This is a genomic window from Candidatus Auribacterota bacterium (assembly GCA_026392035.1).
Lineage (GTDB): Bacteria > Auribacterota > Tritonobacteria > UBA1439 > UBA1439 > JAPLCX01.
Genome location: JAPLCX010000026.1, coordinates 1 through 14,880 on the forward strand (window position 1 = coordinate 1; position 14,880 = coordinate 14,880).

A 14,880-nucleotide genomic window follows, 5' to 3' on the forward strand; every position below is an offset into this window, starting at 1 on the left:
TCCGATCAATGGCAATTCCTACCGGGGATATAAACTCTCCCCTCCCGCTCCCCTTCTTCCCTATAGTTTTGATCGGCTTCCCGTCCCCTGCAAAAACCTTCACCATCCCATTCCCCGAATCCGCAACCCAGACTCTCCCCTCCCCGTCCACCGCGACCCCGTGCGGGGCGAAGAAACCGCCCTCGAAATGATTTATGAATTTTCCATTCTGATCAAATATCTGCACCCGGTGATTGAAAGTGTCCGCGACATACACCAACCCATCCCTGTCAATGGCCACGCCGCAGGGGTCATTGAACTGCCCCAGGGCATTCCCCTTCCCTCCCCACGCGAGTAGAAAGAACCCCTCCGGATCAAACTTCTGTATCCGATAGTTGCGAAAATCGGCCACAAAGACATTCCCCTGACCATCAAGGGCGATCCCCCGCGGCTCTCTGTATTCACCCGGCCTCTCACCGATGCCCCCGCCGGTTATCCTTATCTTCTGACCCTTTTCAGCCTCGATGCGGATCAGTTTGCCGGGCGCCTCCGCCTTTAAAAAAGCCTTTTTCGAACATGCGGGCGCCACGAGCAAGAGCACGATCAAAAATATAAATATCAACCTCATACGACCCCCCTTTCATCTGCGCAACCGCGCGCCGATTGCTTGAAATCTCCCTTTGAGAATTTCCGGATCCTGTGGTTGCGGCGATCAACGATATAACCTGCCCGCCCCTTTTTCTCCAGGGGTAACGGGTCAGTGAGGCACTGATTTTTTAGCTGCAGTCATGACTCAGTCAAAATCCCCGCTTCCTTAAGCCTGAAACCATAAACATTCCTGAACAGATGTCTGAATTCCAAATATTGTTGCAGGCTGTCTCGCAACTCTGGTGTAATAACCGCCGGCCTTACCCCTTCCAAGGATCTGCTCATTTAAACAAGAAGACTGATATGCCAACTTCTTTTATTAGGCAATCCGCCTTCCATTTCTTCAGCTACACGGCAAAATATGCGCTCCATGGCCGTATAAAAGTCATGAAGGAAAGCCTCTGGCGCGGCGCAGATTTCTCTCGCATTCTCTATGTTGATGCTCTATTTCTTCCCGCCATGCAGAGAGATACTTTTTATAACATTCTGTCGCTTTCATAGGATAAATTTTATCAAATATGATTGGGTCTCAAAAAGACGTTACCCGAGGGTCGAATGTAATATCTGTACCTTGAACCCGCCCACCCGGCTGAGCGCTATTTAAAATCCCGCTTTGAAAATTTGCGGATTAAGTGGTTCCGGCAATCCACGATATAGACCCCTGGGCCATCCTTTTCCAACGCGATCCCCATGGGGAACTGGAGAAGAGGTTTGCCGGATTCAGAAGGCTTCAGTACCCCGAGCAGCTTCCCGTCTCTTGAATACTTAAGCAACCTGTGGCCGGGCGGATCCGTCAGGTAAATGTCACCCGTGCTGTCAACGTCAAGGTACGGCTCATTAAACACTCCCTGCTCCCAGCCGTCAACCTTGAACTCGCTCAGGTAATTCCCCTCTCGGTCGAGTATCTGAACTCGCTTATTCCCGGCATCTGCCACATATACCTTCCCCTTCCGATCAATGGCAATTCCTACCGGGGATATAAACTCTCCCCTCCCGCTCCCCTTCTTCCCTATAGTTTTGATCGGCTTCCCGTCCCCTGCAAAAACCTTCACCATCCCATTCCCCGAATCCGCAACCCAGGTGTCCGCGACATAGACTTTCCCGTCCCCGCCGACGGTCACGCCGCAAGGGTCCTTGAATTGGCCCGGGTAGTCACCCTCCTCCCCCCACGCCTTGACAAAGAGACCCTTTGCGTCGAACTTTTGTATCCGGTAGTTGCGAAAATCGGCGACGTAGGCATTCCCCTGGCCATCGAGGGCGATCCCGCGAGGCTCGGTGTACTGCCCCGGCGCATCACCCTGCCCCCCCTCGAGCATCTGCACGCGCGGAGGCGCGGGGGCTGGTATCGCTGGAGCCGCACCCGCACCCTTCTCTCCCTGCCCGCCCCTGCCCACCCCGCCGAAGTACGCGGTCTGATAAATCGCCGCGCCCTTATTCCTGAAGACGGGGCGGAAAATATCGGTGAGCTGGTTAAACTTTTCCAGCTGGTCAGGTCGATATTTAATTCTCTCGGTGTTGCCCACATAGACGTAGTCGATATTATATTTAGCAATAAGCGCGCTCAGTTCGGCCGGATCTATTGACGTATAAAGCTTTATCACGTCGTTCCTGCGCATCTCTTCGTAGCGATACCCCCTCTGGGAGACATGACTCCCCCAGCCCACCACCGTGGGCAAACCGGTATTCGCGCTGACCCTGGCGTATTCATATAGATAATCGGCACCCGTCGCCTCGGCGATCACAGGCTGTCCGGGAACCGCCTCATTGAGCCAGGAGATCGCATCGTACTCATCGGGTACGCTCGCCCTCATGTACGCATACCCGTTGAGCGTGGGGCGGCTCAGCATCCTCGGGAATATCGTTTTGAGCGGACCGCGGGGCGGCTCTAATGATCTTCGCCCATAGTTATCGTCGCCGATTGTTCTGGCCCTCGGCCCCATGACGGTGAACACCAGCGAGGCCGCGAGGAGCGCGAAGAGGAGCGCGCGCCAGACGGCTCTCACCAGTAATCGCAGAAATCTCTTTACCCCCCCGCCCTGATGCGCTGGGGCATCGAATATTCGGGACAGGCAATAGCTGCCGGCGATGGAAAAGAAAAACCAGACCGGCATGTAGAACTTGAATATCGTGTTCATCCTCTTCCACTCGCCCCCTTGGAGGAAGTCCTTTATGTGGAATATCTCGCAGAGGGCTATGATGGAATATCCATAGAGGACGAGGGTGAGGACGTAGACTGCCGACCTGTTAAAACGGTTCCTTTTGAGGACAATAAGCCCCGTGAAGAGAAACGCGAGCGCGATGGAGAGCGTCGCATAATCACGCGTTCCCAGCACCCTGAAGACAATCCATGGTGCCGCCGCAGCGAGCAACATCCCGAAGACGAAAAGCGCCCTCGCCCAGAGCCGGCGCCTCCTGTCAATGTAGCGGAGAAGCTCGCGCGCGAAGAGGCCGGTAATGATGAAGATAAAGAAGCCAAAAAAGCGGAGGAGGGCCAAGGGACTGGTGGTCAAATTCCCCACGAGGCCGATCCCCATCCCCTGCCTGCCGAAGAACTGGAAAAATGGCGAATAGGCGACCAGCGCGGTCAGGGCAAGGAGCAGCGTCGGGCCGGCCGTCTTCACCAGCGCCCTGAGCGGACTTCCCACCATCCCCTCGCCGCGGATTATCGAGAGAATGAATCGGATGATGCGACCGAAGAAACCGCTGTTCCACCATATCGTATATGATGCTATGGGGATGCGTGAGGGCGGCGTCCGCTGGACAATCACCTCCCTTGCCAGGAGCACCAGCGCAAGCATGAGCAGATACGTGGGAAAGTCCCACGTGTTCATCGGTATCATCATGCCGATCACGACCGCAGAGATAAAGAAATTAGCGAGTGCTTCCATTCCGCGGCCTGGTAGGCCGATGCCATGGCGGCTCTCCAAGAGAATATTGAGGCCGAGTGCAAGAAGAAAGATGCCGAACGGCATGGCGATGATGTGGGCGTGCAGATCAACAAAGATAAAGCTCCAGAGCGGGAACTCGTGCACCGTGTATGCAATCACCTCGTGGGCGCAGCGGAAAAAACGGAACACGGGCTCATGGTGGGTGGGCATGGCGATGCGGCAGAAGCGGTACAAGGCTTCCCTCCATGGCTGCGTGTCGATCAGGAGGAAGAAACCATCGAGGTTCCCCATGAGCCCCGCGAAAACCCCTCCGCACACACCGTACCTGATCCTGCCCGTGACAGTGTACACGATGGAGAAGACGCACGAAATCACCAGCGCGGGAATGAGACAGAAACAGAGATTGTAGCTTATATGCGAGGGGATCCCCGCCAGCTTCGTGAGCATGGCGACGAGGTAATGGCCGTAGTAGTAGTAGTTGAGGCAGATTCCCGACGCCCACGGATCAATTGGGGGGAAGGAACGGCTCCGCAGAATTGAATTTATGAACGAGGAGTCCATGGAGCTCTCGCTCCAATAGATATCGGGATTGTAGAGCCGGAAAAGCAGGAACAGGCAGAACGCCCCGAAAAATACCAGTTCGGAAACGATGATCTGCTTCCTCCTCAGCCTGAAAAAGGCGCGCCACCCGCATTCGCCCTCGGCGCGCTGCCATGAGAGGAGGAGCACCACGGCCAGGGAGAGGAGGATGAGCCGGCGGGAAAACGCTGCGGCGCCAAGGCTCGCCGTGATCCAGACGATGTAGCCGGCGAGCGCGATCGCCATGACCTTGGCGAATGGGTATCCCCGGTCGGCAAGGTTGCCGAAGAACGAAGCTGTCAGCGGCAGGGCGAGGAGCCCCATGATCTCCACCATGGCGAGCCATACGATGAGCGCTCGCAGTCCGCTGTAGCGCGAGGGGGTGTACCCCTCGAGAGAGGGTTCTATGGCGCCTGTCCGTCTCTCAGGGCGGTTGGACTCGTCCGCCCCGAGTGCATCCGCGAGCACCGGCCAGTAATCGATCTTGGGCTCTGCCTTGAGGAGTCGCTCGATGTATTCGGCAGGATAATTCGCCACCTTGCGGAAGAGAAGCACCTTGGGGTGATCGTACACCGTGAAGCTTTCGTCGGAGTAGTCATCGTCAAAACTGATCCCCCAGAGCCGCGGGTGTGCGGCCACGCTCTTCACCAGCCTGTAGCCAAGCCGCTCAGCAAAGAGCAACCGGTAGTAATTCGATGTGATGGGGTAGCGATCCGGGACCCTGAGGACGGAGCCGTACATCCGTTTTGTCGGGATCGCAATGAGGTAGCCCTCCGCCAGTTCGCGAGCGAGGTCCCTCGCCTTGTTCCTGTCGTCGGTTTTGTAAATGTCCAGCTGCTTGACGGTGTAGCGATGCGTGCCGGTATTCCCCTCATCGGTGTGGCAGGGGAGGCCGCCGAATTCCCATGTCTCACCGAGGATGTGCGAGCCCTTCGGGATATTTTTATAGATCCAGCGCGACGCGGTGATACGCGAGCTCTCGCGCCCGTAGATGCCCGTATAGGCGAGCGAGTAGAAAACGGAAAAGGCGAGCACGAGTCCGAGGGCACCGCGCAGGGCGATCCCCCAGCCGCGCTCGCGCACCCTCTCATAAACCAGGCAGACTCCCTGCGCCCCGAGCATGCAGAAGAACGGGATGAGGGGGGCAAGGTAGCGGAGGAATTTGACCTGAAAACTCAGCGTGACGCCTCCCACCGGCACGAGCCACATCATGAGGAGCAGCGCACTCCGGTCTGGTTTCCTGAGCCAGCGGCACATGAGGTAACCTGTGCCCGCGAGGACGGTAATCCCCAGGGGCGCCCCCATGCAGTACCCGACGAGGTTTTTGATCTGGTATAATCCCTTCACGGTGTGCGCATACTGTAAGGTCCATGGTGGCGCCCATCTCCCCTGGACCATATCCTTTTGCTCTCTCAGCTGCCTCATGAATTCCTTGTGATCGATGAAGAAGAATGGCGCGCACACGGTAAAAGACGCGGCGCACACGATAAGTCCGGCGAAAAGCTTTCCCCATTGACTGAGCGAACGCATCCTTCCCTGCCTCCAGCAATAGGCGACGTGGGCAAACCCAAGGGGGAGGAGAATCGGCAGCGCGGTGAACTTTGTGGCGAGTGCCAATCCCGAGAAAAGGCCGGCGAGGCAATAGTGCCGCAACCTCCCCTCCTGCATGACGCGCGCGTTTGAGTAGATTGCCAGCATGATCAGGCTGGTGAGCATCACATCAACCGTCAGGAAGTGAGCGAGCTGGATATGGAATACCGTGAAGGCGAAAAAGAGAGAGGCCAGGCAGCCGGAACGCCTCGAGAAGAGCCGGCTCCCGATGAGAAACGTGAGGAAAATCGTCAGCGTGTCAAAAAATGCGGACCAGGCCCGGCCCACGACAAAGAGATCACCTGCCACGGGAAGGGCGCGAGGGAGGATGCACGTCAAAAAATTGTGCGACGACCTGATGAGGTAGAGCGGCAGCGAGCCGTACGCAAAGAAGTGCGGGTTATACGCCTCGATGCGTTCCCTGACCGTGACATGCTCGCCCCGGTCAATCTTACCCCTCAGGGCGTGGAGCTGCCTGTCGATATCGCCGACCGCGTACGAGACACGCGCCTCATCGGGATGGAACACCTCCGGCCTCCCCCAATCGAGGCGGTAAAAGCGGAGGCCGCCCCCGAGGAGCAAGGCCGCGAGGAAGAACACGAGGTATCGTCTGTTGCTGTTCATTTTTTCAGGAGACCGTTGACATAAAAACCCAGGGGAGACTCCCCTATAGCAACCCTTCCAATCGCAGTAACGTATCCTGAGCACGTCGAGAAACATCCGCAACGGATCGCTCGCGATACTCACCCGACTCCGCGGGGAATCATACCAGGTCACCGGGACCTCCGCGATGCGGTATCCGTATTTCCGCGCGATAAAGAGCGCCTCCACATCGAAACTGAAACGCTCAATCCGCTGTTGCGCGAACACGCGCCTCGCCGCGTCAGCGCGGAACAGCTTGAATCCGCACTGGGTGTCCTTGAAGCCGCGGAGCGTGAAGACCCTCACGATCTTGTTATATATTTTTCCCATCAGCTCGCGGTACCACGGCTGGTGGACGCGCACGTCCGCCCCTCGAGCGCTCCGCGATCCGATGGCGATGTCAAATCCCTCGTGGAGCAGCTTCGGAAAGAGCTTTTCCGCATCTTCGATGGGTGTCGAGAGATCCGCGTCGGAAAAGAGGATGTACGCTCCGCGCGCCACCTCGATGCCATGCCGCACTGAGAACCCCTTGCCCCGATTCGTACCGTTGAGGACAACCCTCACGTTCGGCTTCCTCGCGGCATACGCCTCGGCGACGCGGACGGTGCCGTCAGTGGAACCATCATCCACCGCAATGACTTCAAAGGGCTGCCCTCGCGCGGACAGGTACTCATATACCCTCTCAAGCGTCGCCCCGAGCCTTGGCTCCTCATTGAAGGCGGGAATCACCACCGAGAGATAGAGTTCGTCTTCTTTCATAGTAAAGGGGTCAAGTCTTGAATTTCAATTTTCTAGGTCGGGAGCTTACCTTGACATACACGCCATTCCTATTATCACGCGCATCCCTGCCCGACCTACTTCTCGCCCACCCTGTAAATCCTCACGTCATCGCGCGCATAGACCAGAGGGAATGTTCCGGCAAACGCCCTGAGGCCCGCGGCGCTGTACTTCTTCGCCTCCAGTGTGCCGACATACACATACTGGACCCCGTACTTCTGGAGGAGCGGTTTGACAGTCTCCTTGCGCGCCTCGTCGTACATCCGCTTGATGTCCTGGGTGCGCTCCATGATGAGCTTCCAGCTCCAGTCTCTCCAGAGGGACTCCTGGTTGCCCCACCCAAGGAGGGTCGGGTGCCCCGTGAAAGTGGACACGCGGCCGTGAAAACTGTAGGGGTCCCCCGTCGCCTCCAGGATAACCTCGCGCGCGGGAACGTGCTCGCTCACCCACCGCAGGGCGTTATACTCCCCGGGGTACCGCTGTCTGATGTACGCCGTCCCGTCCAGCGTTGGCAGGTAGGGGACGGGAGATTGTGTGCCCCCGCGGAATCTCTGGCACCGGTGGTAGGTGCCCCACACCGGATAGATGAGGGATCCCGCGACGAGCGCCGCGAGCGCCGCCTGCCAGGCCACCCTGAAACCGCCTCGCAGTCGCTCGGCCACGAAGCTGCTCCCCGCCGCAACGATGAGGGAGGATAGTATCCACGCCTGGAAATAGTACTTAAAAACCGTATTTTGCCTCTGGAGTCTTTCGCCATAAAAATCTTTCAGGTAGAACAGCTCACAGCCGAGAAAGAGCGCCGCGCAAAACAAGAGCAGGAGCGCCACAAACAGCTTCTCAGGGGGGAAATCACCGCGCGAAAAAACAACCATGACGGCCAGGAGGCACACCGCGCTCATTATCCCCACCACCGCGCATCCCGCAATCAAACCCCCCGCAACCAATACCCCCATGCCGAGGAAGGCGAGCGGCCAGCCGTTCACCTGGAGTATCCGCGCCCGTGAGCAGCGCAGAAGCTCCGCGATCAGGTAGCTGAACGCGACAAAACAGGCGAGGCCGTTCACCGTGAAAAAAGCGCCGAGCGGCGAGCGCTTCGCCGCCTCCACAAGGCTTGCGTGCGGCTTTGCCTCAGGCTGGAACTGGAGCCGGAACGGGAGGAAGAGGACCACGCTGAGAATGACGAGCAGGAGGATCCAGCCGAAAAAGCGCCAGCTCTTCGCCAGGGCCCTGTGCCGCGAGGCAATGACGACACCGGCGAGAAACAGGAGCAGCACGTACGTGGGATAGTCCCACGTGTTGAACATGAAGACAGAGCCGAGGATGAGGGAAAACACGATACTGTAGAGACGCCATCCCGGCAGCGAAAATTTAGGGAAGATATCCCCCTGCCGCGTGAAGAGGACAAGGAGCATCGAGAGCATAAGGAAGCCGAACGGCATAAACATGAAGTGGGGATGGAGATCTCCGAGGAGGAAGCTGAAACAGGGAAATTCATGGATCGTACCCGGGATGACCTCGCGCGATCCGTGGGCAAACATCTCATACCACCAATCCCTGCCCGTGAGCCCACCCGACCGAAGCGCACGCAGGATTGCGTCAAAGTTGCCCACGCCGAGGAGGAAGAGCGGCGCGAGGAGCGCAGGTCCCCTGCGCCGGGTGAGGTTATAGGCGAGGCTGAACGCCCCGCAACAGGCGAGGGGCACGATGCTCGCGACCGCGAGGTTGAAGCCGACCTCGGGTTTCACCGCGGCGAGTTTGATCACACCGGCAAAAACAACATAGCCAAAGTAGTAGTAATTCACAGGTTTCCCCGCGAACCAGAGATCCTGCGGCGGCATTGAACGGCCCCGGAGCACCGCCTGGAGGTACATCATATCCGGCTCTTTCTCGGCGAGCGTGATGTCGGGCTTGTACGATTGTATGAACACGGCGAGAAAGTAGAGCGCGAGGAACAACACCTGCTCGAAAAGAAGAATCCGCTTCCGCTCGCGCAGGAAGGACAGCATCTCCTTGACGTTCAACGTGTAGAAAATCGAGGCGGATATCAGGAAGAGAATCAGGAATGCGGCGAGCGACGCCCCATCGAATGGGTAGAGGCTCAGGGAGGCGGCAACCCATCCCGCATACGATATGACGAGCAGGCCGAGCAGCCGTGCCACCCCCAGTCCCCCATCCGGCAGGTTCCGGAAGAGAAAGAAACAGAGCGGCCAGCTCGCCGCCCCCAGGAGCTCGATTACGACCAGCCATCGCAGGATGCTCATATTCAGTAACCGGTGATCCCCATTCCCCTCTGAAAGTCACCCCGTGGGCGCTCACCGCTGAGGCGACGATGGATTTTCCCACCGACAATGCGCTCGAAGAACGCAACGCCTGTACTACCACCAGGTTCCGCGCTGCTGGTAGGTCTTGATAAACCGCTCGATGCTGCGGTCGAAGGTCTTTTCCACGTCATCCGGAAACACACACGCAGGGAACTCCCCCGCCCGCAGGTGACTCCTCAGACACTCGCAGCATTTCCCCTTCTTGCTGCAAGGGCTATAGGTGCAGCGGCACCACGCCATCGTGCGTTCATATGTGCACTCCGCCATCGAGAGCTCCTTTCTTCGGCGAGCGCGACAAGGAGAAAATGTCCAACTACTGACCGAGGGTGAACAAGCGAATATGCTGCCACTGATTTTCTGGAATGCGTCTGAAGTACTCTACGATATCTGGATCAAATTGAGTTCCCGCGCAGCGCGTGACCTCATGGAATGCCCGCTCGAGAGAAACCGCCTTGCGATAGGGGCGGATGGTGGTCATGGTATCGAATGTGTCCACGACGGAGAAAAGCCTCGCCCCCAGGGGAATGTCCCTCCCCCTGAGCCCGGCCGGGTATCCCTTGCCGTCAAACCGCTCGTGGTGGTTGAGCACGATACCGAGGGATGGCTCCAGAAAGTCAATGCCCTTCAGTATATTATAGCCAATCTCCGGGTGCATGCGCATGAGGCTCCACTCTGCCGCCGTGAGCTTACCCGGTTTTAGGAGAATTTTATCGGGGATGCCGATCTTGCCGATGTCGTGCAGCATCGCCCCCTTTGAGATTGCGCCCAGATCCTTGCTCTTGATTCCCACACCCTTCGCGAGAAGGATGGCGTACATGCTCACCCGCTGCGAGTGATTGCCCGTTCGGTGCTCCCGCGCATCGAGCGATGCCACCAGCGCCTGGAGGGTCATATCGTACGAGTGCTTCAACTGCTGGAGCGTCTTTCTCAGATCGTTCGTCCGCTCCTCAACGAGGACCTCGAGATTGCGCTGGTACTCTTTATTCTCGAGAATCAGCCGGCGCTTTTCCAGCGCCTTTGACACCGAAAAGGCGAGCTCCTTGAGGTTGATCGGCTTGACGACATAATCATCGGCGCCCTGGGTGAGGCAGTTGATCGCGCTCTGAGTCTCGTCAATCGCGGTGAGCATGATAACCGAGGTGTCCGGCCAGCGGTTCTTGATCTGCTGGAGGAGCCAGAAGCCGCTCTGCCCAGGCATATTGATGTCGCTGATGATCACCGCAGGCGGGTGTACTTCCATCAGAGAAATCGCCTCCTGGGAATTCGCCGCCGACGCACAGGTGTACCCGTGCAGCCCGAGACCCCGTGCGACGATATCCCGCACGCTGGGTTCATCATCGACCACCAGTATATCGTCGTCATCTCTCATGGGTAGCCGTCCTTGATACAGTCAATCCCTTGACTCAGTGAACATAGTATATACCATCCAGCTCCGATCCGCAATGTGCAGCCTGCCAATTCACTGACTGAGCCGCTGCCGGTGATGGTCATGGAATCACCGTTTTCCACTCCTGCCAAGAAAGTAAGCGCGCACCCTCCGCGCGACGGCGCTATTGCCGAGAGCCCGCCGGAGTTCCTCAACAGGAGCGCGCGCAACACCCTTGATATCGCCAAACCTGCTCAGGAGGAGCGCGCTCCTTTTATCGCCAATCCCCTCGATCCCCTCAAGTTCCGAAGCCAGGAGCCGTCTCATTCTCACGCCCCGATGGCCGCCTATCGCGAACCGATGCGCCTCGTCCCGGACCCTCTGGAGGAAGAGCGTGACACTCGAGCCGGGGGTCATGGGAACAGCGTTTTTCCTCCCTTCAAGAAACACCCGCTCCGGCCTCTTCCGCCCGCCGGTTTCCCGCTCCTTGGCGAGGGCTATCACCCTTATCCCTTTCGTTCCGAGATCACTGAGCGCTCTCACCGCCGCATGGAGCTGCCCCTTCCCCCCATCTACCACGACCAGATGGGGGAGCGCTCCCGAGTGCGTCGCCCGGCGGATCCTGCGCGCGAGCACCTCGTAGATCATCCGGCAATCATCGGCGCCGCCCTCCACCTTGATATGAAAATGCCTGTAATCCTCCTTACACGGGGCGCCGTCGCTGAACACCACCACGGCTCCGACCGCCCATGAACCACCGATATTCGAGACATCGACGCACTCAATCCTCCTGGGAGGAGCAGCGAGGCTGAATCTTCTCCGCATCTCATCGAGCAGCTGTTCCCACTCGAGCTCCCTCGCCCCCCGCGAGACAAATGACGCCTCCGCATTCGTGGACGCCAGGGTGACGAGCGCCCTTGTGGCGCCCCGGCACGGGGCGAGGATGCGCACCGCTCCTCCTCCCCGTTCACCCGCGAGGAGCGACTCGAGCGCGACGCGGTCCGCCGGCAGAGCCGGCACGAGGATTTCAGGAGGTATGTACGCGCATCCCAGGTAATGGTTGATCAGGATTCCGCGGGTGACGGCCACGTCATCCCCCGGGATTCCCTCCAGTGCAATCGTCCTCTTCCCGATGAGCCTCCCCCCGCGCACGCAGAGGATCGCGGCTTCTCCACGGGTCCCTTCCCGGTACACGCCGATCGCATCCCGATCAGCGCCATCGTGAGAAACGCTCTTCTGCCGCTCGACGGTTTTTCTGATCGCCCCGAGCGTATCCCTGATCGCTCCGGCCCGCTCATAGTTCATCCTCGCCGCCTCCGCGCTCATCTCCTTCTCGAGCAGCGAGAGGAGGCTTCCTGTTCTGCCTGAGAGGAAAAGGGTGACGCGATCAACGAGCCCCTGATAGCCGTCCCCGCTGATCATCCCGCAGCATGGGCCGGAGCACCTCCTGATCTCATACTTAACGCAGGGGCGCGTCCTGCGCGAGAGCTCCGCGCCGCTGCAGCTCCTGAGCGGGAACACCTTCTGGAGGAACCGGAGCGTTTTACGCGCCGCGTCAGCCGAGGAGTACGGTCCGAAATATCGGGCGCCGTCTTTCCGCAGCTTCCTGGTGATTGTCAGGGCGGGGTATTCCTCGTTGACGGAAAGGCGTATATGGGCATATGCGGCATCGTCCTTGAGCCTCACGTTGTAGCGCGGCCGGTGTTCCTTGATGAGATTGTTCTCAAGGAGGAGCGCCTCCTTCTCCGTGTCGGTAACGATATAGTCGATCTCATCCGCGTGCGGAATGGCGGCGGGGACGAGCGGCTGCGAGCCCCCGCGATTGCGCACGTGCGCGGACACGCGGCGGCGTAGATCAATCGCCTTGCCCACGTAGAGCACATCCCCCGAGGCGCTCTTCATGAGATAGACGCCTGGTTTTCTTGGCAAGCGCTTTAATTTATCGCGAGAAATCATATTGACTTACACCACAGATACACACAGATGGGCGCAGATTCACACAGACATAGTATATTGTGTGCATCCTGTTTTACACCCACTTCTGCACTCATCTGTGTTTATCAAAGTTCATCCGTGTGTATCTGTGAAAAAACTAACTACCTGAGCTCCAGCTCAAGCTGCTCCAGCTCAAACATCCGGTCCCTCAGCTCAGCGGCGGCCTCGTAGTCATACCGCGCGGCGGCGGCCAGCATCTGCGTCCTCACCGCCTGTATCTTCCGCTGTATCTCGGCGAGATCGCGCGCGCCGATCTCCTCAACGGGCACGGTGACGTAATCCGCCTCGCAGACCTGGCCGATGACGTCGTTCACCGCCTTGCGCACCGTCTGGGGCGTGATGCCGTGCGCCGCATTGTATTTTACCTGCACCTCACGGCGCCGCGATGATTCGCTCACCGCCGCCTCGATCGAGCGGGTGCGGGTTTCGGCATAGAGGACCGCGCGACCGTTGATGTGCCGCGCCGCCCTGCCGCATGTCTGGATCAGAGAGGTCTCCGACCGCAGGAATCCCTCCTTGTCGGCATCGAGCACGGCGACGAGTGACACCTCGGGCAGGTCGAGCCCCTCGCGCAGGAGGTTGATGCCCACGAGCACGTCAAACTCGCCGCGCCGCAGGTCGCGGAGAATCCGCACCCGCTCAATTGTTTCAATATCAGCGTGCAGGTAGCGCACCCTGATGCCGATCTCACCGAGGTATTCCGCCAGATCCTCCGCGGTCCTCTTCGTCAGTGTCGTCACGAGCGCCCGCTCCCCGCGCGCGACCGTTTTGCGGATTTCCCCGATCAGGTCGTCCACCTGATGCGTTGCCGGCCTGATGATGATCTCGGGCTCGACCAGGCCCGTGGGCCGCACCACCTGCTCCACGACCCTGCCGCCGCTCTTCTCACGCTCATACACCCCGGGAGTCGCCGAAACACAGATCACCTGTGCGGCGACCGTTTCAAACTCGCCGAACGAGAGCGGCCGGTTATCCAGGGCCGAGGGCAACCGGAATCCGTATTCCACAAGTGTCTCCTTGCGCGAGCGGTCCCCGCGGTACATGCCATTGAGCTGGGGGACCGTCACGTGGCTCTCGTCTATGAAGATCAAATAGTCGTCCGGGAAATAGCTCAGCAGCGTTGCCGGGGGCTGGCCCGGCTGACGCCCGTCGAGGTGCCGCGAGTAGTTTTCAATGCCCGCGCAGAATCCGAACTCCTGGAGCAGCTCCAGATCGTACTCCGCGCGCTGTCGCAGCCGCTGCGCCTCGATGAGCTTCCCCTGCCGGGCGAGTTCCCGATGCCGCTCCTCGAGCTCTTCGCGAATGGTCACGAGTGCCTTTTTCAGCCGGGTCTCAGGGGTCACATAGTGGCTCGTGGGGTACATGGCGACCTCGTCGAGCGGTTTCACCACCACGCCCCGCAGGGGGTCGATCTCCGATACCCCCTCGACCACATCATCCAAAAACCCAACCCGTACGGCGTGCTCCTCCTGGTGCGCGGGGAAAATCTCAACCACGTCGCCGCGCACCCGGAACGTCCCGCGGTGGAAATCAAAGTCGCCGCGCGCGTACTGGATCTTCACGAGGGCGCGCAAGAGATCATCGCGGTCGAGCCTCATGCCGCGCCCGATCTTCACGTTCATCCCGCGGTAGTCCTCCGGCGCCCCCAGGCCGTATATCGCCGAGACGCTCGCCACGATAACCACGTCCTTCCGCTCGGAGAGCATCGTCGTGGCCTCATGCCGCAATTTGTCGATACGGTCGTTGATCGCAGCGTCCTTCTCGATGTAGGTGTCCGTTTGAGGGATGTAGGCTTCCGGCTGGTAGTAGTCGTAGTAGCTCACGAAGAAGCCGACGGCGTTTCCCGGAAAGAGCAACTTGAACTCAGAGAAGAGCTGGGCCGCGAGCGTCTTGTTCGGCGCGAGCACCAGCGTGGGGAATCCTATCCGGGCGATGACGTTCGCCATGGTGAATGTTTTGCCCGATCCGGTCACGCCGAGGAGCGTCTGGTGGCGCAGGTTGTTCAGGACGCCTTCGGCGAGCGATGCGATTGCCTGCGGCTGATCCCCGCACGGGCTAAGTTCAGAAACAAGCTTGAAACCAGCCATTGACCGAT

7 protein-coding genes are annotated in these 14,880 nt (G+C 59.1%); all 7 read right to left on the reverse strand.

The genetic code is table 11. The features are described from left to right. Nucleotides 1–607 (reverse strand): NHL repeat-containing protein (locus NTX71_02550; GenBank protein ID MCX6338784.1); only part of this gene is annotated, 607 nt, incomplete at its 3' end. A 616-nt stretch (nt 608–1,223) separates the two neighbouring features. Further along, the gene (locus NTX71_02555) at nt 1,224–7,085 is read right to left on the reverse strand and encodes a DUF2298 domain-containing protein (GenBank protein MCX6338785.1); all 5,862 of its coding nucleotides are present in this window, start codon (nt 7,083–7,085) and stop codon (nt 1,224–1,226) included. A gap of 95 nt (nt 7,086–7,180) precedes the next feature. Then, the gene (locus tag NTX71_02560; protein MCX6338786.1) at nt 7,181–9,364 is read right to left on the reverse strand and encodes a DUF2298 domain-containing protein; all 2,184 of its coding nucleotides are present in this window, start codon (nt 9,362–9,364) and stop codon (nt 7,181–7,183) included. Between the two features lie 114 nt (nt 9,365–9,478). Next, entirely contained in the window at nt 9,479–9,691 is a 213-nt protein-coding gene (locus tag NTX71_02565; GenBank protein ID MCX6338787.1) for a DUF6485 family protein, read from the reverse strand. Between the two features lie 46 nt (nt 9,692–9,737). After that, nucleotides 9,738–10,793: a response regulator gene (locus NTX71_02570; GenBank protein ID MCX6338788.1), complete on the reverse strand. Its 1,056-nt coding sequence runs from the start codon at nt 10,791–10,793 to the stop codon at nt 9,738–9,740. A gap of 126 nt (nt 10,794–10,919) precedes the next feature. Then, a complete protein-coding gene (gene uvrC, locus NTX71_02575) occupies nt 10,920–12,746 on the reverse strand; it encodes an excinuclease ABC subunit UvrC (GenBank protein MCX6338789.1) in 1,827 nt (608 codons plus the stop codon). Nucleotides 12,747–12,886: 140 nt separating this feature from the next. Continuing rightward, nucleotides 12,887–14,872, reverse strand: a complete 1,986-nt coding sequence (uvrB, locus tag NTX71_02580) for an excinuclease ABC subunit UvrB (GenBank protein ID MCX6338790.1) — start codon at nt 14,870–14,872, stop codon at nt 12,887–12,889. Nucleotides 14,873–14,880 lie beyond the last annotated feature (8 nt).

Excerpts from the sequence above, each read along its gene's own strand:
- NTX71_02555 (MCX6338785.1), bottom strand. The coding sequence starts at position 7,085 with ATGAAAGAAGACGAACTCTATCTCTCGGTGGTGATTCCCGCCTTCAAT.
- NTX71_02560 (MCX6338786.1), bottom strand. The coding sequence starts at position 9,364 with ATGAGCATCCTGCGATGGCTGGTCGTAATCGAGCTCCTGGGGGCGGCG.
- NTX71_02565 (MCX6338787.1), bottom strand. The coding sequence starts at position 9,691 with ATGGCGGAGTGCACATATGAACGCACGATGGCGTGGTGCCGCTGCACC.
- NTX71_02570 (MCX6338788.1), bottom strand. The coding sequence starts at position 10,793 with ATGAGAGATGACGACGATATACTGGTGGTCGATGATGAACCCAGCGTG.
- uvrC (MCX6338789.1), bottom strand. The coding sequence starts at position 12,746 with ATGATTTCTCGCGATAAATTAAAGCGCTTGCCAAGAAAACCAGGCGTC.
- uvrB (MCX6338790.1), bottom strand. The coding sequence starts at position 14,872 with ATGGCTGGTTTCAAGCTTGTTTCTGAACTTAGCCCGTGCGGGGATCAG.